25 protein-coding genes are annotated in these 25,260 nt (G+C 58.0%); 19 read left to right on the top strand and 6 right to left on the bottom strand.

All coding sequences use genetic code 11. The features are described from left to right. Positions 1-12: 12 nt before the first annotated feature. Positions 13-993: a DUF1648 domain-containing protein gene (locus tag I6J19_RS09270; protein ID WP_038628658.1), complete on the bottom strand. Its 981-nt coding sequence runs from the start codon at positions 991-993 to the stop codon at positions 13-15. A 227-nt stretch (positions 994-1,220) separates the two neighbouring features. On the opposite strand from I6J19_RS09270, the gene I6J19_RS09265 reads away from it, so the two are divergent. The 9 genes from I6J19_RS09265 (at position 1,221) to I6J19_RS09225 (ending at position 9,506) form a co-directional block, all read left to right on the top strand. Next, positions 1,221-2,624, top strand: a complete 1,404-nt coding sequence (locus I6J19_RS09265; protein ID WP_222867216.1) for an HNH endonuclease signature motif containing protein — start codon at positions 1,221-1,223, stop codon at positions 2,622-2,624. Positions 2,625-2,763: 139 nt separating this feature from the next. Continuing rightward, the gene (rplS, locus tag I6J19_RS09260; RefSeq protein ID WP_038628660.1) at positions 2,764-3,105 is read left to right on the top strand and encodes a 50S ribosomal protein L19; all 342 of its coding nucleotides are present in this window, start codon (positions 2,764-2,766) and stop codon (positions 3,103-3,105) included. Positions 3,106-3,179: 74 nt separating this feature from the next. Then, on the top strand, positions 3,180-3,977 hold the full coding sequence (gene lepB, locus I6J19_RS09255; RefSeq protein WP_038628662.1) for a signal peptidase I: 798 nt from the start codon (positions 3,180-3,182) through the stop codon (positions 3,975-3,977). Next, on the top strand, positions 3,952-4,671 hold the full coding sequence (locus I6J19_RS09250) for a ribonuclease HII (RefSeq protein WP_080972877.1): 720 nt from the start codon (positions 3,952-3,954) through the stop codon (positions 4,669-4,671). The genes lepB and I6J19_RS09250 overlap by 26 nt, the downstream gene beginning before the upstream one ends. A gap of 54 nt (positions 4,672-4,725) precedes the next feature. Then, a complete protein-coding gene (locus I6J19_RS09245; protein WP_005509529.1) occupies positions 4,726-5,028 on the top strand; it encodes a DUF2469 domain-containing protein in 303 nt (100 codons plus the stop codon). A gap of 210 nt (positions 5,029-5,238) precedes the next feature. Continuing rightward, positions 5,239-5,661: a YraN family protein gene (locus tag I6J19_RS09240; RefSeq protein WP_052155602.1), complete on the top strand. Its 423-nt coding sequence runs from the start codon at positions 5,239-5,241 to the stop codon at positions 5,659-5,661. Next, the gene (locus I6J19_RS09235; RefSeq protein WP_038628667.1) at positions 5,662-7,194 is read left to right on the top strand and encodes a YifB family Mg chelatase-like AAA ATPase; all 1,533 of its coding nucleotides are present in this window, start codon (positions 5,662-5,664) and stop codon (positions 7,192-7,194) included. A gap of 30 nt (positions 7,195-7,224) precedes the next feature. Further along, positions 7,225-8,361 (top strand): DNA-processing protein DprA, encoded by a 1,137-nt coding sequence (dprA, locus tag I6J19_RS09230; RefSeq protein ID WP_038628669.1) that lies wholly within the window; start codon positions 7,225-7,227, stop codon positions 8,359-8,361. A 230-nt stretch (positions 8,362-8,591) separates the two neighbouring features. After that, positions 8,592-9,506, top strand: a complete 915-nt coding sequence (locus I6J19_RS09225; RefSeq protein WP_038629556.1) for a tyrosine recombinase XerC — start codon at positions 8,592-8,594, stop codon at positions 9,504-9,506. Here I6J19_RS09225 and I6J19_RS09220 read toward each other — a convergent pair. Then, positions 9,503-10,024, bottom strand: coding sequence for a murein hydrolase activator EnvC family protein (locus I6J19_RS09220; protein ID WP_239122775.1), 522 nt, complete (start codon positions 10,022-10,024; stop codon positions 9,503-9,505). The two genes, I6J19_RS09225 and I6J19_RS09220, sit on opposite strands and share 4 nt — an antisense overlap. Positions 10,025-10,400: 376 nt before the next feature. On the opposite strand from I6J19_RS09220, the gene rpsB reads away from it, so the two are divergent. From rpsB to I6J19_RS09195, 5 genes are all read left to right on the top strand, one after another. Further along, a complete protein-coding gene (gene rpsB / locus I6J19_RS09215) occupies positions 10,401-11,222 on the top strand; it encodes a 30S ribosomal protein S2 (protein ID WP_038628671.1) in 822 nt (273 codons plus the stop codon). Between the two features lie 55 nt (positions 11,223-11,277). Then, complete coding sequence (tsf, locus tag I6J19_RS09210; RefSeq protein ID WP_038628673.1) at positions 11,278-12,105, top strand: translation elongation factor Ts; 828 nt, start codon at positions 11,278-11,280, stop codon at positions 12,103-12,105. 182 nt (positions 12,106-12,287) lie between these two features. Further along, positions 12,288-13,013: a UMP kinase gene (gene pyrH, locus I6J19_RS09205; RefSeq protein WP_005509726.1), complete on the top strand. Its 726-nt coding sequence runs from the start codon at positions 12,288-12,290 to the stop codon at positions 13,011-13,013. An 83-nt stretch (positions 13,014-13,096) separates the two neighbouring features. Beyond that, the gene (frr, locus tag I6J19_RS09200; RefSeq protein ID WP_038628675.1) at positions 13,097-13,654 is read left to right on the top strand and encodes a ribosome recycling factor; all 558 of its coding nucleotides are present in this window, start codon (positions 13,097-13,099) and stop codon (positions 13,652-13,654) included. 39 nt (positions 13,655-13,693) lie between these two features. Beyond that, positions 13,694-14,599 carry a phosphatidate cytidylyltransferase gene (locus tag I6J19_RS09195; RefSeq protein WP_038628677.1) on the top strand — a complete coding sequence of 302 codons (906 nt, stop codon included), beginning with the start codon at positions 13,694-13,696 and terminating at the stop codon, positions 14,597-14,599. Between the two features lie 21 nt (positions 14,600-14,620). On the opposite strand, the gene I6J19_RS09190 is transcribed toward I6J19_RS09195, so the two are convergent. Next, positions 14,621-15,049 (bottom strand): lipopolysaccharide assembly protein LapA domain-containing protein, encoded by a 429-nt coding sequence (locus I6J19_RS09190; RefSeq protein ID WP_038628679.1) that lies wholly within the window; start codon positions 15,047-15,049, stop codon positions 14,621-14,623. 117 nt (positions 15,050-15,166) lie between these two features. Between I6J19_RS09190 and rlmN the strand changes: the two genes are divergently transcribed. Beyond that, complete coding sequence (rlmN, locus tag I6J19_RS09185; RefSeq protein ID WP_038628681.1) at positions 15,167-16,264, top strand: dual-specificity RNA methyltransferase RlmN; 1,098 nt, start codon at positions 15,167-15,169, stop codon at positions 16,262-16,264. 101 nt (positions 16,265-16,365) lie between these two features. On the opposite strand, the gene I6J19_RS09180 is transcribed toward rlmN, so the two are convergent. Then, complete coding sequence (locus I6J19_RS09180; protein ID WP_038628682.1) at positions 16,366-16,767, bottom strand: DUF2631 domain-containing protein; 402 nt, start codon at positions 16,765-16,767, stop codon at positions 16,366-16,368. 215 nt (positions 16,768-16,982) lie between these two features. On the opposite strand from I6J19_RS09180, the gene I6J19_RS09175 reads away from it, so the two are divergent. The 4 genes from I6J19_RS09175 (at position 16,983) to I6J19_RS09160 (ending at position 22,572) form a co-directional block, all read left to right on the top strand. Beyond that, on the top strand, positions 16,983-18,215 hold the full coding sequence (locus tag I6J19_RS09175; RefSeq protein ID WP_038628684.1) for a M50 family metallopeptidase: 1,233 nt from the start codon (positions 16,983-16,985) through the stop codon (positions 18,213-18,215). 59 nt (positions 18,216-18,274) lie between these two features. Next, entirely contained in the window at positions 18,275-20,122 is a 1,848-nt protein-coding gene (locus I6J19_RS09170; RefSeq protein WP_049181465.1) for a penicillin-binding transpeptidase domain-containing protein, read from the top strand. Between the two features lie 68 nt (positions 20,123-20,190). Next, positions 20,191-21,102, top strand: a complete 912-nt coding sequence (gene map, locus I6J19_RS09165) for a type I methionyl aminopeptidase (protein ID WP_038628686.1) — start codon at positions 20,191-20,193, stop codon at positions 21,100-21,102. Between the two features lie 3 nt (positions 21,103-21,105). After that, positions 21,106-22,572 carry a cobyric acid synthase gene (locus I6J19_RS09160; RefSeq protein WP_187402577.1) on the top strand — a complete coding sequence of 489 codons (1,467 nt, stop codon included), beginning with the start codon at positions 21,106-21,108 and terminating at the stop codon, positions 22,570-22,572. Here the strand turns inward: I6J19_RS09160 and mtr are convergent. Both mtr and I6J19_RS09150 read right to left on the bottom strand, forming a co-directional pair. Continuing rightward, on the bottom strand, positions 22,569-24,008 hold the full coding sequence (gene mtr / locus I6J19_RS09155; RefSeq protein ID WP_049181461.1) for a mycothione reductase: 1,440 nt from the start codon (positions 24,006-24,008) through the stop codon (positions 22,569-22,571). The genes I6J19_RS09160 and mtr overlap by 4 nt on opposite strands. Positions 24,009-24,062: 54 nt before the next feature. After that, positions 24,063-25,103, bottom strand: coding sequence for an alpha/beta hydrolase (locus I6J19_RS09150; protein WP_187402578.1), 1,041 nt, complete (start codon positions 25,101-25,103; stop codon positions 24,063-24,065). Positions 25,104-25,260: the final 157 nt, after the last annotated feature.

Here is a 25,260-nt window from a genome sequence, read left to right as displayed (position 1 = left end):
GCGCATAGCCTATTAGCGCATAGCGTCGATGCGGCTGTTGATCTCTCCCGCGACAGTCGCAGCCATTCCATCCGGTACGACGATGGTGTAATCGGACCCTGAGGTCTCAATCTTGACTGCCTCGCCTGACCGTGCCGCCACGGTGATGCGGCCATCATTGCCAAGTCGAAGCCCAATACCGCCACCGTCGGCCCAGTTATATTTCGCCGGTGCCGCGTACTTAACGGTTCGAAGCTCGATGCGGTGCTTCATCTTCAATGGTCCGCAACCGTTAAAAATAGTGATGGAATCTGTCTTTGGGTCGGTATCTAGTGTCATGCCGGTCTCATATGCAATGAGGAATAGCGGCGTGCACAGGAGAAAAATGATGCCAAGGATCGGAAGGAATATTGCGAGCACTATAGACACTGTGCACCAGACTGCGAGGGCAGCCTTGACGCCATTAGAGATAGTCACGCTGACATCGATGGGAGTCGGGTCTCCTTCTCGATGGGGCAACTCTGGCGATGCAGGTTCGGTGACCGTGGCGTCGGTAAGCGAAGAGTAGTCCTTGAGGCGGCGCGCCACGAACAGGGCAGCTGCTAGACCGATGACGACACCGGCGATTGCATAAAACCAGCCGATTCGGGCGGTCATAGGGTCCGTCGTGCCGATTTGCGGGATGATAATCGCGAATTCAACACCGATTAAGAAGCCGCAGAGGGCGAGATTGGTTATTGCAATTGGCTTGCGTACGACAAGCGGCGTACTGGTCTTGGCACCGAGCCAACCGATCTGTGCACATGCGATGACGATGATGGCCGTAATCAAGGTGCTTTGAATTGGCGGCATGAAACCGTCGGGAGCGTCGTTACCGCTCCAATGCGTTGCTATTTGTTCCGGTAGTCGCTCGGAAATAGCAATCACCCACAGAAGCTGTGCAATGGCCAGTACACACGGGGCGATGATTGTTCCTCGAACAATCCAGGGGTCAAAGCGTGGAATCTGCGGCATGGAGACAATTTTAGCAGTTGAGGTGGGGCGGTATTGCACGTTGGTGATGCACGTTGCTCGTGCGCCTTGGTAATGCATGGTTCGCCTCGAACAATAAGGCCGAAAAGAAGTGCGATAAAAGTTGTCAAAAAAGGGTTGCGTAATCGAACGGGAGTGCTAAAATAGGGGTAGCAAGAACATGAAGTGTTTGAGCATGTTTTCTCGGTGTTGGGGCTTTTGGGGGAACAATGTCTAATCAAATTAGTCCAGCCAACCGACCGTCCGATGTGTACGAAGCGGCTTTGCTGCCTGAAGCGCCGCAGTTTTTCCATGAGGCATCCACTAATCCGTTGGCCGTAGCGGGGATTCAACGCAATCGCCTAGAGCTGGATATTTCTTTGAGCTGTGCGCCTCAGTCGCTTGAAATAGATGTGGATGCCTACATTGCTGAGATTGCACCTGAGCTGGGGATTGCCCGCGGTAAAGCGTTGGAGTATGTGGAGGTCGGCATCCAGCTAGCCCTCATGCCTCGCCTGGGTGCTTTCGTCAAGGCTCGTGCTCACTTGCCTTTTCGGCATCTGCTCACCATCGCCCGCGCAACGGCGCCGCTGCAAAACCCAGAGGTGCGCGAGGTCGTAGAGGAAGAGATTGCGCGCTTTGTTATTCCTCGCAGACAAGGTGAAGTTCTCCGAGGAATTCGTAGTCTGCACAAGTTCTTGCAACAGGTAATCGAGCAAATTGAACCCCAGCTGCGTCCGAAAAATCTTCCGGGGGACGTTGACCCGCTACTTCCCGCCGGTGAGCGCGAGATAGTGGGGGAGAGCATCGGTTTTGAAGAAGGCGACAACTTCGCGGAAGTTTTCATGGAGCTGGAAAAGACCCGCGCTCTCGAATTCAAGACCACTCTCCAAGCTATCTCAACCTCGGCGGGCTGTACCCGTGTCGAAGCTCTAACGCATCTCATCCGTGGCACCGCGGAGGCGAAGGTCGTTCTCAACCTGTACTGTCCCGCCACCGAGGAACGCCCGCGCACGGCTTGGCTTGGTGGTGTGGGGTGGATTTCGCAGTTGGCAACGCAGGCGTGGATTGACAAGGTTACGCATATCCGCTTGCTTGCCGACGAATCTGCGGAGGGCTACACCCCAACCGAAAGTCAGCGGGCGTACATCCAAGGCCTTGACGGGACATGCCGCTTCCCCGGCTGCGATGTCCCAGCGGAATTCTGCGACATTGACCATATCGAGCCCTACAACAAGGAAAACCCAGCCGAGGGTGGGGCAACAGAAACTCCTAACCTCCACTGCCTCTGTCGCCGACACCACAACATGAAAACGGCTGGGCTGTGGAATGTTGCACGGGATCGAGATGGTGTGGAACTTTGGACGTCGTCAAGCACGGGCAAAAAGACGGTGAGCATGGAAGATGGGCCGCTCGCCGGACATGGGCGCTACACCTTTGACAAGCGCGGTCTGCGGATGACGCAGGCACTGGAAGAATATAACCAGTACCGCCAAGAGCTGATTGAGCAATCACAGAAATTGGTCGAGGAAGCACGCAAGGGCGAAGACACTGACTCGCCCGACACTGACTCGCCCGACACTGATTCACCCAACCCGCAAGACCCGCCGAGCATGGATGAGTTTGGTTTCTGACCAGGGGGTGTGTAATAATTTCCAGGTTGTCTTTATAGGCAGCTTTACCTGTTTCGGGCATGAACCGGCCGAGCGTCCCTCTGTGGGAAAGCGCCGCCAGGGTCCTCTGTCTATGCAAAAAGTAAAGGAATAAGTTTCCATGAACATTCTTGACAAGGTTGATGCAGCATACCTGCGCGACGACATTCCGGAGTTCCGCGCTGGTGACACCGTCGAGGTCGACGTAAAGATTGTTGAAGGTAAGACCGAGCGTATTCAGGTCTTCAAGGGCGTCGTTATCCGTCGCCAGGGCGGCGGCATCCGTGAGACCTTCACCGTCCGCAAGATGTCCTTCGGTATCGGCGTTGAGCGTACCTTCCCGGTGCACTCCCCGAATATCGATGAGATTCGCGTTGTCTTCAAGGGCGACGTTCGCCGTGCGAAGCTGTACTACCTGCGCAACCTGCGCGGTAAGGCTGCACGCATCAAGGAGCGCCGCTAGTCTTTTGGCGCAAAATAATCCCCATCGAGTGTTGAGCTCGGTGGGGATTTTTCTATCGCGTATAGTCTTTTTCCATGACCGACGACGATTCGCGCGAACAGGCTGACGGCCAAAAAGAAGACCGTACTGATGGCTTGAAAGGCTTCCGGAAACTTGGCGAGGAGCCTGAAAAGCACACTCCGTGGTACATCGAGATTCCAATCATTATCGTGATTGCCCTGCTCATCAGTGCCGGTGTGCAGTCCTTTATCGGCCGCGTCTACGTGATCCCATCTGAGTCGATGCAGCCGACGCTCAACGGTTGTGCGGGGTGCACTGGTGACCGCATTTGGGTGGATAAGGTTTCCTACCAGTTCTCAGATCCCAAGCCCGGCGATGTTGTTGTCTTTAATGGCCCGGAGTCCTGGAATAGTAACTACGTGTCACAGCGTTCAACTAACCTGGTGGCGAACTCGCTGCAGACGGTTGGGTCCTGGATTGGCCTTGTTGCACCGGATGAAAATGCGTTGGTCAAGCGTGTGATTGCCACGGGTGGTCAGACTGTGCAGTGCCGCCCAGGAGATCCCGGCATCATGGTAGACGGCAAGATGACAGACCAGGATTTCATTAAAACTCCGGCAGACAAGCCGGTGGTGGATAATCTTGGCTCAGAGCAGTGTGGTGGCCCGTACTTCGGGCCGATAACAGTGCCGGAGGGGCATCTGTGGGTCATGGGCGACAACCGCACCAACTCTGCGGACTCTCGCTATCACATGGGTGACGAGCTGCAGGGTACTGTGCCGCTGGATAACGTCGTCGGCAAGGTGCAGGCAATCATTCTGCCGTTTAACCGAATCGGTGGCGTCGATGATCCGGACATCCAGCACAACTAAATCCAGCACAACTAGCCTGCCCAGTCTGCTGGCGCTGCCGGCGCCGAAACTACGGAGGTTGAAGCAGGCGCGCACGATGGAAGTCGCGCTGGCAAAGCGCGGCTTTGGACCTGTAGCTGGGGTCGACGAAGCTGGCCGCGGCGCCTGTGCAGGCCCGATAGTTATCGCCGCCTGCTGCCTTCCCGAACGCCCTATCGCAGAACTGGATAAGCTCACCGATTCTAAAAAGCTCACGCCGGCCGCACGCGAACGGCTCTTTCCGCTCATCCAACGCTTCGCCACCGCTTTTTGCGTGACGACGATCCCCGCGTCCTACATCGACCAATTCGGCATCCAGGACGCGAATGTCACTGGAATGCGCCGCGCGGTAGCCGGGTTGGGGCAGCGTCCTGGCTACGTGCTTACCGACGCACTCAAGGTGTCCGGCTTCACGGCACCCTATTTGCCCGTGATTGGCGGTGATTCCGCTTGCCGATGTATTGCTGCTGCGAGTGTCTTAGCCAAAGTCACCCGCGACCGCATTATGGTTGACCTATCGGAGAAGTATCCGGACTATGGTCTGGCGGGGCATAAGGGCTACGGCACGGCATCGCATATGGAAGCGATTTCGCGCCATGGCGCGACCCCGGAACATCGGTGGTCATACCGCAATGTGCGCTTGGCGCACGCGGAGTATCTTGAGCACCCCGAATAGACCAACATGTACAAAAAGAGCAACATGTAAACACTCGAAGGAGCCGTCGCGGTCGTGAGCGCAGAAGATCTAGAAAACTACGAGGCCGACGTTGAACTATCTCTGTACAAGGAGTTCCGCGATGTCGTTAGTCAGTTTTCCTACGTTGTTGAGACGGAGCGTAGGTTCTACCTTGCCAACGCTGTGGAGCTAATCCCGCACAACAGCGAAAACGAGGTCTACTTCGAGCTGCGGATGTCGGACGCCTGGGTGTGGGATGTCCACCGCCCGGCACGATTTGTCCGCTACGTGCGCGTCATCACTTTCAAGGACGTCAATATCGAGGAACTGGATAAGCCTGACCTACGACTGCCGTAGCTTTTATAGCTTCTCATCTCTTGGTATAGCTAGCTGCTAACAGTTATCCACAGTCGAAAAATTATCCACAGTTAGGGCCTTCCGAGCATCTATCGGAAGGCCTTTGTCATGCCCGCTGTGCAAGAGTGTTTCCGAACCGCCAAGGCGGCAAAAGTCTAGGCAGCAAATAGCCAAAGAAGAATTCAATGGGGAACCAGGGGGACCGGGGCTATGACACAGGACTTCGAAGAACTGACTACAAGACAGCTCGGCGCGTTCGGGGAGGATTTCGTCGCTGAGATGTTGGAGGATCAGGGGTGGGAAGTTATTGCTCGGAATGAACGCGTCGGGCGCTATGAGCTCGATCTTATTGCTGAAGACGTCGACGGCCGGCTGCATTTTGTGGAAGTAAAAACGCGGCGCAGTTCGCGAAGTAGTCAGTTTGGGGACGGCAGAGAGGCAATCACAGCAGCCAAGATTCGTCATTTGCGCAAAGCAGCGGCACGGTGGCTGTCAGAAAGCTCCACCTACTGGTTAGATGCCGTAATTATCGACTGCGCAGAAGTCACCGTATCCAGCCCTTCATCCAGTCCTCCGGTCGTAGCGGTTACGTACATTCCCGCAATCTGCGACGGAATCATGTGGGACTGCTAGATGACTGTCGGTACAGCCCTTGCGGTCAGCCTCAGTGGCATTGAGGGAACAATTGTGCAGGTCGAAGCTGACGTTGGGCGTGGCTTGCCAGGAATGTATATCGGTGGGCTCGGCGATGCCGCCGTCGGAGAAGCCAAGCATCGCGTGCGCACGGCAGTTGCCAACTCACAACTGCTCTGGCCGAAGACAAAAGTCGTTGTGAGTTTGTCGCCGGCGCATATCCGCAAGCACGGCACCAGCTTTGATCTCGCCATCGTCTGCGCCATCCTTATCGCAACCAACGATGACATGGAGGCACGCGGTCGCCTCCGTCAGACGGTTCTCATTGGCGAACTCGGGCTCGACGGTTCCATTCGGCCGGTGCTAGGGGTGCTACCGCAGGTCCTTGCCGCCCGCGAAGCTGGAGCCCGTTGGGTTATCGTCCCCGCCGCCAACGCCGCCGAAGCCGCGCTTGTCGACGGCATCGCAGTCTGTACCGCAGCTGACCTCACACAGCTATGGGGTTGGGTGCTCACCGGATCGGGTTTGAGGACCGCGCTTAACGACGACCCCAGCGAACAAACCTTTTCGGTAGACCTAGCCGATGTCGATGGTCAATCTGAAGCGCGCTTCGCTCTCGAGGTAGCCGCAGCAGGTGGGCACAATCTGTTCATGCAGGGTTCTCCGGGAACTGGCAAGTCCATGCTTGCTGAGCGTTTGCCCACAATTCTGCCACCATTGCAGAAGTGGCAGCAGCTGGAGGTTACCGCGCTGCATTCGGTGGCCGGAGCGCTCGATAATAGGGACACGCTTGTCCAGCATCCGCCTTTTGTGGCTCCACATCACAGCGCCACTGTGGCAGCGCTAGTCGGAGGTGGTGCCGTGCCCAAGCCCGGCGCGCTTAGCCTTGCCCACCATGGGGTGCTCTTTTTGGACGAAATTACTCTCATGCGCCCGGCAGTATTGGATGCGTTGCGGATGCCGCTGGAAAACGGGGTGGTCGTCCACCTGCGTACGCACCATCGAATGACCTTTCCGGCTAGAGCGCAGCTAGTCATGGCGACTAATCCATGTCGGTGTGGGGCGGCATATGCCAGCGAATGCACCTGTTCTAGTGCTGAGCGAGCCAAACACGGTCGTGCATTATCGGGGCCGCTTCGCGATCGCATGGATCTCAACGTGACGCTGAGTCCTGCCGGGGCCAATCTGGGCATCAGAAACAAAGCAGACAATGAGCCCTCGGCGGCCGTTCGTGAGCGGGTACAGGCCGCACGTGACCGTGCCTGCCGCCGATGGCAGGGCTTGGGTCTTGCCGACGAAGTGGCCGTCACCAACGCGAGCGTGCCACGTTCGCTTCTCCGTCGTCACGCGGGCCTGGACGAGGAGGCGATGGCGCTATTGGACTTCCAACTGAGAAAAGGAGAGATTACCCAGCGGGGAGTGGACAAAGTAATCGCAGTGGCGTGGACACTTGCAGATCTCGAGGGGATAGACGCGTTTACCTTCGAGCACGTGCAACGTGCCTGCAAGCTGCACGACCGCGAGGGCGGCTAATACAACCGAACCATTATCAAGGGGGAGAAAATGGACGAAATTCACGCGTGGGCCTATCTGAATCGTGTGGTAGAGGCGACGCATCCGCAGATTGTGCGACTCGTGACGGAGTTTGGGCCGGTAGAGGTAGCGGAGAGGATCAAGGTTCGCGCCGGGCTGCCGGAAGGTCTACTCAATACGACGCAGGCACGAGCCGAGGTTGACCAGAGTGGCCACGATCTAGAGCTGGCGGCAGCGATGGGTTGGCGCCTTATTTATCCGCGACACCCAGAGTGGCCGGGGGAGCTGCTGTCCTGCTTTACGACGCTCGAAGTCCGTGACCGCGCCGATGCGCCACCACTTGCGCTGTGGGTTCGTGGCCGTGACTTGCGGGAGATGCTCAGTGAAGCGGTGGCGATTGTCGGAACGCGGATGGCCAGCAGCTACGGGACACAAGTGGCGGCCCAATTCGCGGGGCAGTTCGCGAATGCGGGAGTTAGTGTCATCAGTGGTGGTGCGTTGGGGATTGATGCCGCGGCGCATCGTGCTGCGCTCGACGCTGGCGGCACTACGGTTGTGGTCGGAGCGGGTGGTGTAGGGGTTGACTATCCGCGGGCGCATGCAGAACTCTTCGACCGGATTGCAGAGCGGGGTGCGCTGGTCACGGAGTATCCACCGGGAGTGCGACCTGCGCGACATCGGTTCTTGACTAGGAATCGGCTGGTAGCGGCCCTATCACGAGCAACCACAATCGTCGAGGCGGGCTGGCGTTCAGGGGCGCGCAACACAGCGAACTGGGCAGTGAGGCTAAACAAGCCCTTGGGAGCAGTGCCGGGACCGGTGACGCTGCAAACAACCTCTGGCTGTCATGACCTAATCCGCAGTGGCGAGGCTGTACTGGTGTGTAGTGCCGACAATGTGCGGTCGCTGTATCGGTCAGTTGGCACAGTGAATGAGGATGCTCAGCTCGAATTGTTGTGGGAAAAGTCGGCGGTGCAGAAGCTTTCTCGAAACGAGCTCGCTGTCTACGACTCCCTGAATTCTGCGGAGCCAACACCAGTGGGAAAAGTCGCGGCACAGGCGGGATTAGCCATAGCGCTTACGACACATTTGTTGTTAGAGCTGCAGGGACAGGGGCTGACCAATCGAGTGGAGGGTGGGTGGTTGCGCCAGGAACAGAGGCGTTAGTGAAGTATTAGTAAAACCTTCTGCAAAGAATCTCGAAAAAATCTTGAATTAGGTATTGCAATTCTCTGTACACTCAGTAATATAGGCAAGGCAAGCCTAAGTAACTGTTACGGAAACGGGCTTGTGACATGGGTGAGGCAATAGGGCAGTGGCTCTGGCGAAAGTCGGAGTCACTGCCTTTTTCGCTGTCTGGTGAGGCCTTGCGGCGTGCATCGACTAAGGTCAGAACCGTGAAGCGCGCAACCGATAAAGACGACACGGCTGATCCGGATTTCGGGCTATCCGCCAATATTGAGGCCGTACTCATGGATTTTCTCGATGAGCTGACTTATTCCCGCAGGCTCTCCGGTGCAACCGTCCGCGCCTATCGAGCCGATCTCATCCCCCTCCTCGCCGGCCTGAACCACATCAGTGAACTCTCCACCCCGGTCATCCGTGCGCACCTCGGCGCGAAGCATGCGGAGGGGGCTGCGCGGTCATCGCTGGCTCGCTTAACGACGTCTATTCGGCAGTTCTGTAGTTGGCTTGTAGCTCGGAAACTTCTCGATGCTGATCCGTCGCTGCGGCTGTCAACACCGAAGAAGCATCAGCATCTCCCGGAAGTGCTCTCGCCGGAGAAGGTTGAGGCAGCAATCGAGAAAGTCTCTTCTGAGGACAGTGCAGTAGCGGCACGCGACTTGGCCATCGTGGAATTGTTGTATGCCACTGGGATGCGTGTAGAGGAGCTGTGCAAGGCCGACGTCTCTGATGTGGACTTCTCCCGCCACATCATCTCGGTAGTGGGTAAGGGTAACAAGCAGCGCATCGTGCCCTTTGGGATGCCAGCGGAGGCGGTGCTCAAAGGCTGGCTCCAGGTGCGTGGAAACTTTCATGCTTCCGCACAGGCTGAACATGCGCTTTTTCTCGGTGTGCGTGGAGGTAGGTTGAATCCGCGGCAGGCGCGCCGAGTTATTCATAAATGGGCTGATGTTTCACCGCATGCGCTTCGGCACTCTGCGGCCACGGCCATGGTGGAAGGTGGCGCTGACTTGCGTGTGGTGCAGGAGATGCTCGGCCATTCGAGTCTGGCGACCACACAGATTTATACCCACGTCTCAGCGGACCGCCTCCGTGAAGTACATAAGCGGGCACATCCGCGCGCTTAACTGCGCACGGACTTGAGCACGATTGGCCTCCGCTGTATCAAATCCAGCGGATTGAGATAGTCCTTGCCACGCAGCGCACCCCAATGCAGGCCCGGTTCGGGATGATTGGCGCTGGCCACAAGATGGCCAATCACCTGGCCTGCGGCCACGCGGTCTCCCTTTTCTAGTGCGGTATCTATGGGCTGATAGGTTGTGCGGATGCCATCGGCGTGCATGATCGACACGGAAGTCATTCCGGCAATAGAACCGGCGAAATGCACCACACCGGGCGCTGAGGCGCGGATTGGCTGGCCCGGGGAGGCGTTCAGGTCAACTCCGCGGTGTCCAGGCTGCCAGCGTTTTTCCGGTGGGGCGTAGTCGCGTAGAACTTTGCCGTGGACAGGGAAGGTATGTGCAATAGTGGATATTGGTTCGCCGGTAGCTGCAGGTGGGCTTGGGGGTGTTGTTAGCGCGACAGCGAGCACGAATAGCGCTAATGTGCGCATTAGCGAGCGCCTGAAACTCTGCTTGGTCGTCATGCGCGATAGTGTGGCGGACGCTGCACTCGTCGACAAGCGGCAGTGCATTGCAAACGGTTCTAGCTGTGGATGACTTTTTGCCCTGTGGATAGTAGGGTGTGTCAGATATTGCGACCTGCGCGATGTATCAGATAAGATTACGCTCGCGGTGTCTGCCTTAATGGGCGGTCATTAGCACAAAGACTACGCGCGCGACCCATTCCGGCTGGTTCACGGGTGCTCGGCAGGATATCTGTCGGGTGTGAGGCAGCGGGGGAGCGCTAGGGCACAGGGAAAGCCTGTGCGTGAACTGTAACCACCTATATCGGATAAGAAAGGAAGGGAAGCAGCCGCAGCCCTAGTCAGGCTGGACGTGAGAATCTTCCCTGAATATGACATGGCTGTTGTATCCATGCGAGAACTGCTCGATGCAGGTGTCCACTTCGGTCACCAGACCCGTCGTTGGAACCCGAAGATGAAGCGTTTCATCTTCACCGAGCGCAATGGTATCTACATCATCGACCTGCAGCAGACCCTGACCTACATCGACGAGGCTTTCGAGTTCGTCAAGGAGACTGTCGCTCACGGTGGCAACATCCTGTTCGTCGGTACCAAGAAGCAGGCTCAGGAAGCCGTTCAGAACGAGGCGGAGCGCGTTGACATGCCGTACGTCAACCACCGCTGGCTCGGCGGTATGTTGACCAACTTCGCCACCGTTTCCAAGCGCCTGGCTCGCCTGAAGGAGCTTCAGGCAATGGACGCTGCTGAAAACGGATACGAGGGTCGCGGCAAGAAGGAAATCCTGATGCTGACCCGTGAGCGCACCAAGCTGGAGCGCACCCTGGGTGGCATTCGCGACATGTCCAAGGTTCCGTCCGCACTGTGGATTGTTGACACCAACAAGGAGCACATCGCTGTCTCCGAGGCTAAGAAGCTGGGCATTCCGGTTGTTGCCATCCTGGACACCAACTGCGACCCGGATGACGTTGATTTCCCGATCCCGGGCAACGACGACGCAATCCGCGCTGCTTCCGTGCTGACCCGCATCATCTCCACCGCTGTTGAAGAGGGCCGCAAGGCTCGCGCTGAGCGCGAGGCCAACGCTGCTCGCGAAGCAGCAGGCGACGCTCCGATTGAGTCCGCCGCTGAGAACACCGACCAGGCTGCAGAGATGGACGCCGAGGGCTCCGCTGCAACTGAGACGGCATCCGCTGAGTAAAGCTGAACTTTCTAACCACCACAAGTTCTAACCACCACAAGGAGGAACGCCCAGCATGGCGAATTTCACTGCTGCTGACGTCAAGAAGCTCCGTGAGCTGACCGGCTCCGGCATGAAGGCTTGTAAGGACGCACTCGTCGAGACCGACGGCGATTTCGACAAGGCTGTCGAGATCCTGCGCATTAAGGGCGCAAAGGACGTCGGCAAGCGTGCAGAGCGCACCGCTGCCGAGGGCCTGATTGCTGTTTCTGGTAGCACCATGGTCGAGGTCAACTCCGAGACCGACTTCGTTGCCAAGAACCAGGAGTTCATCGACTTCGCCAACAAGGTCGCCGACGCTGCCGCAGCAGTCAAGGCAAACTCCCCGGAAGAGCTCGCAGCAGCTGACCTCGACGGTCAGACCGCAGCTGAGGCTACCCAGGAGCTCTCCGCAAAGATCGGTGAGAAGCTGGAGCTGCGTCGCGCTGCTACTCTCGAGGGCGACAACATCGCTGTCTACCTGCACCGCCGTGCAGCAGACCTGCCGGCAGCTGTCGGTGTTCTGGTTGCTTACACCGGTGAGGGAGAGGGCGCTGCAGAGACTGCTCACGCAGCAGCTATGCAGGTTGCCGCTCTGAAGGCTCAGTACCTGTCCCGCGAGGATGTCCCGGCTGACCGCGTCGAGGCAGAGCGCGCTGTCTACGAGAAGATTACTCGCGAAGAGGGCAAGCCGGAGCAGGCTATCGCCAAGATCGTCGAGGGCCGTCTGAACGGCTTCTACAAGGACGTTGTTCTGCTGGAGCAGCCTTCCGTCGCTGACAGCAAGAAGACCGTTAAGCAGCTCATGGAAGAGGCTGGCGTTACCCTGACCGGTTTCGTCCGCTTCGAGGTTGGTCAGCACTAATTCGCTGTAATTTGTGCTCTAACCTCTAGCTGCTAGCTAGTGTGAATGCCCCATCCGATTGCTTCGGGTGGGGCATTTTGCTGCCATGTTGCAGACAATGCGGAGCGTCAAGTGTGCCTTGCTGTCGTGACCGGGTAGACTCGTCTGCGACTTTTTAAACGGTGTGAGAAAGGTGCATGGTCATGGCAGAATCTGTCGAGCGCAATGGCTTCAAACGTGTGATGCTCAAGCTGGGTGGTGAAATGTTCGGTGGCGGCAAGGTTGGCGTTGACCCGGACGTGGTGCAAAACGTTGCCCGACAGATTGCGGAAGTTTCCCGAAAGGGCGTCGAGGTCTGTGTCGTCATCGGCGGAGGTAACTTCTTCCGTGGCGCACAGCTTCAGCAGCGCGGCATGGACCGCGCACGCTCTGACTACATGGGCATGCTGGGCACGGTCATGAACTGCCTGGCTCTGCAGGACTTCCTCGAGCAGGAGGGCGTGGACTGCCGCGTTCAAACTGCAATCAATATGGCACAGGTCTCGGAGCCGTACCTGCCGTTGCGTGCTAAGCGCCACCTGGAGAAGGGCCGCGTGGTCATCTTTGGTGCAGGTATGGGTATGCCGTACTTCTCCACCGACACCACCGCCGCCCAGCGCGCCCTGGAGATTGGCTGCGAGGTGCTGCTGATGGCCAAGGCCGTTGACGGTGTCTACTCGGCCGACCCACGTGAGGTGCCGGACGCAGAGCTGTTCGACGACATCACCCACCGTGAGGTTCTGGAACGCGACCTGCGCGTTGCGGATGCCACCGCTTTCTCCCTGTGCATGGACAACAACATGCCGATTCTCGTGTTTAATCTGCTTACCGACGGAAACATTGCGCGCGCGGTAGCCGGTGAGCAAATCGGTACTCTCGTCCACAGCTGATAAATTTGTTCGTAATACGTTCTTTCCACAGAGCGCTCTAGAACTATCTAGAACCCGCGTAGAAACCCGAGGTTAAAAACACAATGATTGATGAAGTCCTGCTTGACTGTGAAGAAAAGTACGGTAGCTCCGTAGAACACTGCCGCGAGGAGCTGACCCACATTCGCACTGGCCGTGCGAACCCGGCGATGTTCAACGGCGTTATTGCGGAGTACTACGGTGTTCCGACTCCGATTACCCAGATGGCTACCATTTCGGTTCCAGAGCCGCGCATGCTGCTGATTAAGCCGTATGAGCTGAGCGTCATGGGCGACATCGAAAACGCGATTCGCAACTCCGACCTGGGGGTGAACCCGACTAATGATGGCCAGGTCCTGCGCGTAACTATCCCGCAGCTGACCGAGGAGCGCCGTCGTGAGATGGTTAAAGTTGCCCGCTCGAAGGGCGAAGACGCCAAGATCGCGATTCGCAATGTCCGTCGTAAGGGCATGGAAACTCTGAAGAAGATTCAGAAGGACGGCGATGCTGGCGAGGATGAGGTGCAGGCAGGCGAAAAGGAGCTGGACCAGGTCACCAAGAACTACGTCGAGCAGGTGGACTCCTTGGTTGAACGCAAGGAAGCGGAACTGATGGAGGTTTAGGCCTTCATATTCAACCGGGAGAGGGGATTTGAGGCGCCAATGCCAACGTCGAAGCCAGCGTCCAATAAGGAACGTGTTCTAGACGAACTACGGCTTATTAAGCCACGCAACTCAGCAGGCCGGAACCTGTCGGTTGCAATCACGGTGGGCGTAGCACTTGGTGCAGTCGTCATCATCAGCTTGTTGCTGGGGTCGCTCGCATGGACCGTTCTGGTCGCCGGGGCGGTTGGTCTCGCAACCTGGGAGGTCTGCGAGCGGCTCCGTGAGTCCGATTGGCAGGTCCCTCGCCCGGTTCTGATTCTCGGCGGACAGCTGATGGTGTGGTTGTCCGCCTACTGGGGGATTGACGGTTTGGTGATGGGCCTGGCCGCGACCCTGATGCTCTTGCTGGTCGTCCGCCTGTTCTTACACGGGATGGCCGAAGCACCACGGAACTGGCTGCGAGATGTCGCAGTCGGAGTTTTCGTGGTGATGTGGATTCCGTTCTTTGCCGCGCTAGCTGTGCAGCTGGTACGCATGGACAATCCCTGGGGGGTTGATCCGCGTCTGGTCATTGTGACCTTCATGATTGGCGTTATTTCAAATGACGTCGGAGGCTATGCCGCTGGTGTAATGTTCGGAAAGCATCCGATGGCCCCAAAGGTAAGCCCTAAAAAATCCTGGGAAGGGTTCGGCGGCTCTCTTGTACTCGCCACCATTACTGGAGCGCTCTGTGCGATCTTTATGTTGCACGCGCCGTGGTGGCAGGGCATCGTGCTGGGCATCGCCCTGGTTATCTCGGCTACGCTTGGTGACCTGATGGAGTCCCAGTTCAAACGAGATCTGGGGATTAAAGATATGTCCTCGATTTTGCCGGGCCACGGCGGTCTGATGGACCGCCTGGATGGCATGCTGCCATCAGCCGCGATGACGTGGCTGATATTGCAGCTATTCAGCCTAGTTTAATTTGGCTGGTTCAATCGGCCTTTAGTTGCCGCCCTTACGAATCTGGCGGCGCAGATCAAACATTCGCCAGCCACCGATGAGTGCGGTGATGAGGGCGCCGAGGATGGCAGCGAACAGCATTCCGACGCCGACTGGGAAGTTCCAGGTCCAGCCGAACAGGTTTAGTGCGGTCTCCTGCTGATTCTGCAGAATGAACACCAGCAGTACGATCAGCAAAACTGCACTGATGACCAGGCCAACCCACATCGAGCCCGCGGTAGTCTTTTTCACCTTGCGCCGGCCAGGGGCGGGCGCTGGCTCCGGTGCGGAGTCCTTCTCTGTCGGTGCGTCAACGACTGGCTCTGGAAGGTTGTCCTGCTCAGGTGCAGGAGCCACGGAATCATTTGGGGAGTGCGACGGAGCATCATCGAAAAGCGGACTGTCGTTATTCGGCTGATTAGCGTTAGTCATACCTATCATTCAACACGTTTTGGCAGGTATGTACCACTTATAAAGGTCCACTTAGTTGCGGCTGCCGAGTCACTCATTAGACCAAAACCGTCATTACATGCGAAAATGGGTGCTATCATGGCATCTTCACTTCCAATCGTTCTTAAAGCTCCACGTCGCGGCATGCCCGCGACCCATTTTGCGGACCTCGATGTTGAGGAACGGAAAGCTGCGGTCAAGGAACTGGGCCTGCCGGCCTTCCGTGCCGATCAGATTGCCCGGCACTATTACGGTCGGCTCGAGGCTGACCCTATGACGATGACTGATCTGCCGGAAGCAGATCGTCAAAAGGTCAAGGACAGTCTCTTCCCACCTCTGTTGACTCCCGTTCGCCACATCACCTGTGACGACGGCGAGACCCGTAAGACTCTGTGGCGTGCAGGTGACGGTACGCTGCTGGAATCCGTGCTGATGAAGTATCCGGGGCGTGCGACCCTCTGTATCTCCTCACAGGCCGGTTGCGGTATGGCATGCCCATTCTGTGCGACGGGTCAAGGCGGTCTGCAGCGTAATCTTTCCACCGCGGAGATTGTCGACCAGGTTCGTGAGGCCGCTGCTACTATGGCAGCTGAGGGCGGTCGTCTGACCAACATCGTATTTATGGGCATGGGCGAGCCGCTCGCGAACTACAATCGCGTTCTCGCCGCGGTCCATCGCATCACGCGGCCGTCGCCGCAGGGATTCGGCATCTCGATGCGCAATGTCACTGTTTCTACGGTCGGTTTCGCGCCGAACATCCGACGGCTTGCCGACGAGGACCTGTCAGTGACCCTCGCGGTGTCTCTGCACACTCCGGACGATGAGCTTCGCGATGAGCTGGTACCGATTAACAATCGCTTTACAGTGGCGGAGGTACTTGATGCAGCTCGCTATTACGCAGACAAGACTGGCCGTCGCGTATCTATTGAGTACGCTTTGATTCGCGATATTAATGACCAGGACTGGCGTGCAGACCTGTTGGGCAAGAAGCTCCACAACGCTCTGGGCTCACGTGTCCACGTCAACCTCATTCCGCTTAACCCAACTCCGGGTTCGAAGTGGGATGCCTCCCCGAAGAAGCAGCAGGAGGAATTCGTCCGTCGCGTGCAGGCGCAGGGGGTGCCGTGCACGGTCCGCGATACCCGTGGCAACGAGATTGCGGCAGCGTGTGGTCAGCTGGCGGCTGAAGAGGTTTAGTCGCTGAATAGCAAAAGATCCGCACCGAATTCGGTGCAGATCCTTTTGTGCGCTGTCGCTATAGAGCTGTTAGGCCAGACTTTCTGCAAAAGTGGCTAACTCTACTGGTTCTGTCCTTCCGGCAGGCGGTTCCAGGAGCGCAGCTGGGAGTCGGTCAGGTTAGCGTAGACACCAGTGCCATTAACCTGGTCACGTGCCCACTCCGGCTCAATGTGGCCTTCCGGCTTGTTGTGACCGGTAACGGTGCGGACCTGGGAACCCTGCGGGGCGAACAGCTGCAGCAGCAGCCCAATGGCAATAAGGGCAGCAATGGCGACCAGCCACCAGTTCTCGACGTTGCCCTTGTGGTTACCGATGGTCATGCCCAGCAGGAAGATCACAGAAATCCAGCCGGCCTTCTGCATAGCGCTCTTGCTAATGCCGTGCCAGCCCCACTTCGCCGACGGCTCGTCGAGGGTGCTGACGCCGCGGTAAATCTCTTCCTTTGGCTCGTGGTTGCTCACTTGAAAGTCCTCCTGTTAACACTTTCGGCGAATTGCACTCTATATGCACTTCAGTCTATCTGCGATTTTGCTGAAAGCGACTGAGCGCATTTTCAGACAATCTTGAGTATCGGGTGTAAGGATACCTTAGAACTTGCTGAAATTGGGACTTCGCCCGGCTGGAAACTCTCCGGCGGTGTTCTGGTTTGCCCAAAGTGGGGGTAGGGTGAGCACTCGTGACATTTCTTCTTGGAGTTTTACTCTTCGCAATCGGCATCGCGGTGACAATCGCCCTTCACGAATGGGGCCATCTCACCGCAGCTCGACTGTGTGGAATGCAAGTGCGTCGGTACTTCATTGGCTTCGGCCCAACGCTGTTTTCCTTCAAGCGGCATCACGCTGCGGCAGGAGGGCATGACACCGAGTATGGAGTAAAGGCAGTTCCGTTTGGCGGATTCTGCGACATCGCAGGTATGACCGCTATGGATCCAATCGATCCTGCCGAAGAGCCCTACGCTATGTACAAGAAGCCGTGGTGGCAGCGCATTATCGTGATGCTCGGTGGGGTGGCGATGAACCTCATCGTGGGATTCATCATTCTTTACTTCATCGCAGTGACGTGGGGTTTGCCCAATATGGGTAAGGAAATGGCCCCGCGCATTCAGGCGGTACAGTGCGTCTCGCCGGCACAGCGGGCCGACGGCACTCTGGAACCCTGCACTGGTTCCGGTCCTGCAGAGCGCGCAGGGCTACGTGCCGGAGATGTGATTGAGAAGATCAATGGCACCAAGATTACGTCCTACCCCGAGGCTGTGTCTCTTATCGGCAGCTCTGCAGGTGGCGACATCAAAATGACCATCGACCGCAATGGCAGCACCCAGACGGTCACGGTCACCCCGGAAGTCGTCAAACGCAAGACTAACGACGGCCAGGACATCGACCAGCCAGCGATTGGTATCGCCTTCCAGCGACCAGAGACTATCCTCCACGAGTACAACGCAGTGACCGCCATCGGCGGTGCGGCCAGCTTCACAGGCAGTCTTTTTGGGGCGGTTTGGAACGGGCTGCTCTCCATCCCGGAGAAGGTTCCCGGTGTGGTTGCGTCCATCTTCGGTGCTCAGCGTGACCCGGCCAGCCCAATGAGCGTCGTCGGTGCTTCGCGTGCCGGCGGTGAATTGGTGGAGATGAACCAGTGGCCTTCATTTTTCCTATTGCTGGCCAACCTCAATTACTTCCTGGCCGTGTTCAACCTCGTGCCGTTGCCGCCACTCGACGGTGGCCACATCGCCGTTGTTATTTATGAACGCATTCGGGACGTGATTCGCAAGGCATTCGGTAAGCCATCGCTTGGGCCTGCCGATTACACCAAACTCATGCCAATTACTATGGCCTTTACCGCGGTTTTGCTGGTCTTCGGCGTTCTGGTCATGGCCGCTGACGTGGTCAATCCAATTGTGCTGAACCGCTGATAGCAGGTTGCGGCGTGCCAGCATCGTCGTAAAGCAAAGCGGTGCTAACGTCAGCCCACATGGAACAAACTTCGCGCCGCAAGCCCCTGCTTCGCAGTATCTCGGCTGTGGCAATTACGGGTCTGGTGTTGTCATCCGCCGCGTGTACGCCGCGGCCTGACACCGGGCGCGAGGTGCTAGAGGAATTCCTGGGGGCGCTGGCGGGAGGGGACATTGCTAAGGCTGCGGCACTGACTGATCACCCGGACTCCGCTGAAGGAGATCTGAAGGCGGCCACTGCCGGACTCCAGCCGGAGGGGCTTGAGTATGAGATTGCGGGTATCGATTCCAGCTCGAACCAGTCCTCGGCGGAAGTCGCCATGAATTGGCAGCTACCGCATCAGCGACGCTGGGGATATGACACCACTTTCACATTGACCAAGACTGAGACTGGGCAACGGGATTGGGCATTGCGCTGGTCGCCAGCATCCCTGCATCCACAGCTGGGGCGTAACCAACACCCAGAATTGCGCACTATCGCAGCTCCACGTCCGTCTGTGGTTGGCTCGGACGGTGCGGCCTTGCTCGAGCCAGGGACTGTGCACCGGGTAATTCTCCATCGTGATGGGGCGGAGAATGTGCAGTCGTCGATTAATCGGGCGGCGACGGTCATCAATAATGAAATGCCGGAAGACGGTCCGAAGCTTGACGCACGCGCTGTGGGGGAGCAGGCGAGCGGCGGAAAGGGTAATTTTTCGCTGATCGTGTTGCCGGCATCCACGCCACAGCGTGTCAAAGATGATCTCGCTGACATTGATGGAATTTCGGTTAACGATGAAGCCGCTATGGTGCGACCCGACCCGGGGTTCGCGCCCGATTTGATGAGTCGCGTGGAAAGACTAGTGGACACCGGTGATCACGGTGCCGATGGCTGGAATATCGTGGCGGCCAACGAGGGCGGAGCCGTCGTCGACACCCTCTATGAGGTGTCTCCGGATGTAGCGCCGGCGGTGCAGGCATCAATTAGTAAAAAGGTGCAGGACGCAGCGCAAAAGGCCGTCGATACTCGGCAAGATGCTAAGGCAATGCTGGTGGCTGTGCAGCCGTCGACCGGCAAGATTCTGGCGGTAGCCCAGACGGCGGAAGCAGATAAGGACGGCGACCTTGCGCTGATGGGACAGTTCCCGCCGGGATCGACGTACAAGATTGTCACTGCCGCCGCAGGTGTGCAGCACGAGGGGCTAAATGCGGGATCGACTGTGCCGTGCCCAGGTTCGATGGAGATCGGGCCGCGTATTGTCACCAACTACAACGGAAGTGGCGTCGGGAATACCTCGCTGAGCGATGCGTTCGCGCGGTCTTGTAACACCACGTTTGGCAACATCTCTCACAAGTTGGAGCCAGGGCAGTTCAAGGAGGAGTCCAAGAACTTCGGCATCGGCATCAACTATCACATCGCGGGCCTCGACACTATTACCGGCAGCGTGTCTGATGGCAGTGATGAAGTCGAGCGTATCGATGCGGGCTATGGGCAGGGCAATGACTTGGCCAGCCCGTTTGGCATGGCGCTGGTTTCCGCGACGGTGGCGGCCGGACGCACTCCGACACCGTCACTCGTGCCAAGCGCGGGAACCTGGCAGTCGCAGGTATCAAAGCCACTGCCGCCTGAGGTTTTGAATGAGGTTCGCACACTCATGCGGGCGGTGGTCACCTCTGGTACTGGTTCGGCCATTGCCGGTCGAGGTGAAGTCTATGCAAAGACCGGTGAGGCCGAGTACGCTGGCGGCTCCCACGCTTGGTTTACTGGCTACCGCGATGATTTGGCCTTTGCCACGCTTATCGTTGGCGGTGGTGGTTCGGAGCATGCCGTGGCGATTACCGATGCCTTCTTCGCCAATATCGATGAAGGTTCGGGGGACGAGGGCTAGAGCATTTCTGGCTTTGAAACCGGCACAGGCCGAAAGGCTAATCCGGGGGTAGGGGTAGAGTATGTTCCATGACTCAGCGTTCTCCACTTACTCAGCAAAAATCCACTCCAATTCGTACCGTTCCGGCACATATTGAACGGCCGGAGTACGCCTGGAAGGACGAGGTTCAGGAAGGCGTCGGCGAGCCGCTGGTACAGACTCCGGAAGATATTGAAAATATGCGAGAGGTCTCTCGCATTGCTGCCAACGCGTTGGTGGAGGCCGGCAAGGCCGTAGCTCCGGGCGTGACCACGGATGAGATTGACCGGGTGGTGCACGAGTACCTGTTGGATCACGACACCTACCCGTCCACGCTGGGGTACCGCGGTTTTGAGAAGTCGTGCTGCGTGTCTCTCAATGAGATTGTCTGCCACGGTATTCCGGATACTCAGGTTATTGAAGACGGCGATATCGTCAATGTCGACGTCACCGGATACAAGAACGGCGTCCACGGCGACACCAACGCGACTTTCCTCGCCGGCAATGTCTCGGAGGAGCACAGCCAGCTGGTGGAGCGCACTTACAATGCCACCATGCGCGGCATTAAGGTCATCAAGCCGGGCCGTGAGATTAATGTCATCGGCCGCGTGATTGAGTCCTACGCTAAGCGTTTTGGATACAACACTGTTCGGGACTTCACCGGTCACGGTGTCGGGACCACGTTCCATAATGGTTTGATTGTGTTGCACTACGATGAGCCGAGCCAGGATACCATTTTCGAGCCGGGCATGACCTTGACTGTCGAGCCGATGATTAACCTCGGTGAGCTGCCTTACCACATCTGGGATAACGGCTGGACTGTGCAGAATGATGACTTCAAGTTCACCGCTCAGTTCGAGCACACGGTGCTGGTGACCTCCGACGGCTATGAAATCCTCACCCTGCCGGATGAGCAGAACGTGCCAGGCCAGTTCCAGACTGGTTGGAAGCCCGAGGCCTAAGCAGTGCAGGCTCCTGCAGCTCTGATTGCCGGCTGCACCTCAGATGCCGGTAAGTCGGTTCTGGTCGCCGGCATGTGTCGGTTGCTCGCGCGACGCGGAGTGCGCGTCGCGCCCTTCAAGGCGCAAAACATGTCCAACAATTGCGCTGTCACGCTCGACGGCGGCGAGATTGGGCGCGCGCAGGCTCTGCAGGCGTTGGCCTGTGGGCTGGAGCCGGATGTCTCCTTTAACCCGGTGCTTCTCAAGCCGGGCTCGGACCACACCAGTCAGGTGGTGGTGAAGGGCAAGGCTGATGGGCATGCGAGCGCCCTGACGTACCGGTCGCGGAGAAAAGCGCTGCGCGGAGTAGTTGCGGAGACATTGGAAGAGCTGCGGGGGCAGTTCGATGTCGTCCTGTGTGAAGGCGCTGGTAGTCCTGCCGAGGTCAATCTGCGGGAGTCAGACATTGCCAACATGGGGTTGGCAGAGCTCGCTGATTTGCCGGTTGTGGTCGCCGGTGACATTGACCGCGGTGGGGTGCTTGCACATTTCGTCGGCACGCATGTAATTTTGAGCCCCGAAGACCGCGCGCGAATTACCGGTTTTATTGTCAACAAGTTCCGGGGCGATGTTTCGCTGTTGATGCCGGGATTGGACGTAGTGCGTGAGTACACCGGTGTGCCCGTACTCGGCGTGGTGCCGTTTATTCCGGGGCTGTGGATCGATGCGGAGGATTCGCTCGGCACAGTCGCTGGTGCGTCGGTAGGGCCGGCGAACGCACCGCTGGGCACGGAAACGTTGTCCGTGGCCGCCATTCGCTTGCCGCGCGTGTCCAACGCCACCGATATCGAGGCGCTTGCCTGTGAACCAGGGGTACACGTGCAGTGGACGGTCGATCCGTCGGTCGTTGCTCGCGCCGACCTGGTCGTGTTGCCCGGGACGAAGTCGACGGTCGCCGATCTCAAGTGGTTGCGCGAGCGTGGGCTTGACGACGTACTTGAGAACCGAGCCGCCCGGGGGCTACCGCTGATTGGCATCTGCGGTGGGTTCCAAATGCTCTGCACCACCATCACTGACTCGGTGGAGTCGGCAGCCGGGACCGTGAACGGGCTTGGCGTGTTCGATACCGACATTGAATTCGCGGGGACGAAGACACTGGTGAGTCACCCGGATGGCTCGTACGAAGTGCACAATGGACAGGTTGTGCGAAGCAGTGAACATCCTTTTATCACTGAGCCTGAAGAAGAAGGGGCGCGGCGTGGCATGGTGATGGGTACGCACCGCCACGGCTACCTGGAAAATGATCAGGCGCGCCGTGAGTTGCTGATGGAAGTGGCAGTTGCCGTCGGTCGGGACGGCTTCGAGGTCAGCTCTACTACTTCGTTTGCCGCAGAACGGCTGTGGCAGGTCGACATGTTGGCCGATGCAGTCGAGGAGTACCTGGCTGGGCCGGCATTGGCCCAGGCCACAGGTATTGAGCAGCTAGGCTAGTTATCGAACTCCAGGCCCAGAATCGCGTTTTCAATCAGCTCGGGCAGCGCTGGGTGAATCCAGTGCTGGCCTGTGACAACTTCGCGCACATCCATCTCGAAGCTCATCATCTGGATGCACTGCTGCACTAGAGTGGCAGCCTGCTCGCCGATGAAGTGCGCACCCAGCAGGCGGCCGGTGGCGCGGTCCGCAATCAGTTTGGCAAAGCCGTCGCGATCCTCCAGTGCCCAGCCGTAGGCAACGTCGCCGTAATTCTGTACCTTCACGGTAATGTCCGTGCCATTTTCCGCAGCCCAGGCGCAAGCTTCGTCCTCGGTCATACCGACCTGACCGATCTGCGGATGTGAGAAGACTGCCGACGGAATGTAGCGGTGGTCAAATTCACGCAGGTCGGACGGGTTCAGCACGTTGTGGAAGACCACCTTGGCCTCATGGTTGGCGATATGCTTCAGCTGGTACGGGCTAGAGACATCGCCCAGCGCCCACACACCTTCGGCTGAGGTGCGACCGTACTGGTCAACCTTGATGCGACCATCGTCGTGCATCTCCACACCACCGGCTGCAAGATCCATACGGTCACCGTTGGGGATGCGTCCGGTTGCCACTAGCAGGGCATCGGCTGCGAGCTCCGTGCCGTCGTCAAGCGTGGCCGTGACGATCTCGCCCTCCTGGGAGAGTTCAGTGATGGAGGTGTTCATACGGATGTCAATGTCGCGGGCGGCAACCTCGTGGAAACGCTCGGAGATAGCGGCATCGGAGCCACGCAGCATGACATCGGAGCGCACCAGCATGTGCACCTTCGTACCGAAGGATGCGAAGACGTGCGCGAACTCGCTAGCGATGTAGCCACCGCCGACGACAATCATTTCGCGCGGAAGCTTGTCGACGCGCATGATGTTCTCGTTGGTGTAGTAATCCACCCCGGACTGTGTGATGAGGCTCGGGACATGCGGGCGGGATCCTGCAGCGATGATGATGTTGTCGGCTGTGATGTCGACAATTTCCTCGCCGATGCCAGTGCGAATAGTGCGGGGGCCGACGAACGTTGCGTGGCGGTCGTAGACATCGATATTGGGAGTCTCGTCCCCGCGGCGGTATGCCTCGCCGCCGTCGGCAATCTGGTCGACTCGCTGGGCGAAAACGCGATCCTGGATTTGCTTGAGATCAACGGAGCTGAAGGTGCCGTGCACGCCCAGGCGGCTGGCCTCGCGGATGTTGCGGGCGGCATCAGCGGCCAGAACGAACATCTTGGTGGGAATGCACCCAACGTTGAGGCAAGTACCGCCGAAACGTCCTTCCTCCACCAGAGCGATACGGACATTGTCGTAGTCCGGGGCTGGAATGGAATTGCCGGACCCTGTTCCGATAATGATGACGTCGTAGTGGCGTGGGGTAGTCTCAGGCGAATTCTCAGTGGTCACAAGTACTCCTAGCATTCTGGTCAAACTAGTTTGGTTCAACCGTACTGAATGCTGATTTATTCCGAGCTCCTATTTTGAGCTGCCTCCCGGCTTGACCGTGGCGAGGAACTGGAAGGTCTCATCAAAAGCGCGATCTAGTGCTTCGGGTTCCGAGAGATACACGTCATGGAGCGCACCCGGAATCGCGACGTTGCGAGCCTGCGGGCCCAGGTGGGCAGTGGCATCGGCAATTTGTTCAGTGTTGAGAACAGAGTCAACGCGACTGAGCTCCGGGATGTAGTCGGAACCGAGAAGGTAGTTGTCCGAGTGGAGGACGAGCGTCGGCACGCCGGTGTCGATACCGTGGCTAACACGTTGCTGGCCGACGATGATGGCATTGAGCCAACGCCAGTTCTTGTCATGGCCAGCCAGCGGCTTGAAAGTGCGGTTGTACTCCCAGCGTCCCTGGTGGTCGGCGCTAATGGATTTGCCATAGCCGCCCGCAGACTGCACCGGAATAAGATTGTTGGGGCGAATCCGCGACATAACGCGAGCCACTAGCGAGTACACGGGAGCCTTTGCCCGGGAAACGTGCAGAGTCAGCCACGGTGAGTTCAAGACGGCAGCCGTGACGGAAATATTGAGTGCTTGCGAGCAATGGCCGCCTGTGCTTCGTAGCCAATCGAGCCAGAGAACGGCAATGAGACCGCCGGTGGAGTGCGCATTAACAGTGACAGTTGTATGACCAGCGTGGTCTAACACCGCGAGTGCGCCGTTGAGATCCTCGAAGTAATTCGTTAAATCGCTGCAGCCATGCCAAGTCTGCCCCGGTTGGTGAGCGCGCCCGCACTTGCGCAGGTCAATGGCGTAAAATGCGTACCCTTCGGAGTGGTAACGCTCTGCCACGTGCCTTTGGAAGAAGTAGTCCGACATCCCGTGGATCCAAAGAACTGCCGGACGCGCTTGGAAGTCGCTTGCCGACGAGTCGGGGCAGTAGCGCACCAAAACCGCGCGTATCGACCCCTCGCCGTCGGGGTCCTGGCCGAGTTCGATGACATGTTGGCTGTAGCCCTCGCCTAGGTTATCGGGGTTAAAGGCGGGGGTAGTGAAATCGGGAATATCGGTAGTCACAGGGTCAAGCCTAGCGCCGATTACCGGGGGTAGTGGGAATGTGTGCCACAATAGATTATGGACTGAGACGGTAGCTCTCTTTTGCGTCTTTAGTTGTGTGTGCGCGCATGTGAGCGAGCGCTAGTTTGAATCACTAATCAAGTTAGTAAGGATGTTG

It is taken from the genome of Corynebacterium amycolatum (genome assembly GCF_016889425.1).
GTDB classification, from domain to species: domain Bacteria; phylum Actinomycetota; class Actinomycetes; order Mycobacteriales; family Mycobacteriaceae; genus Corynebacterium; species Corynebacterium amycolatum.
The sequence above is the reverse complement of the archived record's forward strand: the minus strand, read 5'-3'. Positions and strand labels throughout refer to the sequence as shown.

Bases quoted from the DNA above. Each gene is read 5' to 3' on its own strand.
- tsf (WP_038628673.1), top strand. From the start codon at position 11,278: ATGGCGAATTTCACTGCTGCTGACGTCAAGAAGCTCCGTGAGCTGACC.
- I6J19_RS09220 (WP_239122775.1), bottom strand. From the start codon at position 10,024: ATGACGACCAAGCAGAGTTTCAGGCGCTCGCTAATGCGCACATTAGCG.
- rplS (WP_038628660.1), top strand. From the start codon at position 2,764: ATGAACATTCTTGACAAGGTTGATGCAGCATACCTGCGCGACGACATT.
- mtr (WP_049181461.1), bottom strand. From the start codon at position 24,008: ATGCTAGGAGTACTTGTGACCACTGAGAATTCGCCTGAGACTACCCCA.
- I6J19_RS09190 (WP_038628679.1), bottom strand. From the start codon at position 15,049: ATGACTAACGCTAATCAGCCGAATAACGACAGTCCGCTTTTCGATGAT.
- I6J19_RS09270 (WP_038628658.1), bottom strand. From the start codon at position 993: ATGCCGCAGATTCCACGCTTTGACCCCTGGATTGTTCGAGGAACAATC.
- I6J19_RS09250 (WP_080972877.1), top strand. From the start codon at position 3,952: ATGATCCGGACATCCAGCACAACTAAATCCAGCACAACTAGCCTGCCC.
- rlmN (WP_038628681.1), top strand. From the start codon at position 15,167: ATGGCATCTTCACTTCCAATCGTTCTTAAAGCTCCACGTCGCGGCATG.
- pyrH (WP_005509726.1), top strand. From the start codon at position 12,288: ATGGCAGAATCTGTCGAGCGCAATGGCTTCAAACGTGTGATGCTCAAG.
- I6J19_RS09195 (WP_038628677.1), top strand. From the start codon at position 13,694: ATGCCAACGTCGAAGCCAGCGTCCAATAAGGAACGTGTTCTAGACGAA.
- I6J19_RS09235 (WP_038628667.1), top strand. From the start codon at position 5,662: ATGACTGTCGGTACAGCCCTTGCGGTCAGCCTCAGTGGCATTGAGGGA.
- frr (WP_038628675.1), top strand. From the start codon at position 13,097: ATGATTGATGAAGTCCTGCTTGACTGTGAAGAAAAGTACGGTAGCTCC.
- I6J19_RS09265 (WP_222867216.1), top strand. From the start codon at position 1,221: ATGTCTAATCAAATTAGTCCAGCCAACCGACCGTCCGATGTGTACGAA.
- map (WP_038628686.1), top strand. From the start codon at position 20,191: ATGACTCAGCGTTCTCCACTTACTCAGCAAAAATCCACTCCAATTCGT.
- dprA (WP_038628669.1), top strand. From the start codon at position 7,225: ATGGACGAAATTCACGCGTGGGCCTATCTGAATCGTGTGGTAGAGGCG.
- I6J19_RS09170 (WP_049181465.1), top strand. From the start codon at position 18,275: ATGGAACAAACTTCGCGCCGCAAGCCCCTGCTTCGCAGTATCTCGGCT.
- lepB (WP_038628662.1), top strand. From the start codon at position 3,180: ATGACCGACGACGATTCGCGCGAACAGGCTGACGGCCAAAAAGAAGAC.
- I6J19_RS09240 (WP_052155602.1), top strand. From the start codon at position 5,239: ATGACACAGGACTTCGAAGAACTGACTACAAGACAGCTCGGCGCGTTC.
- rpsB (WP_038628671.1), top strand. From the start codon at position 10,401: ATGGCTGTTGTATCCATGCGAGAACTGCTCGATGCAGGTGTCCACTTC.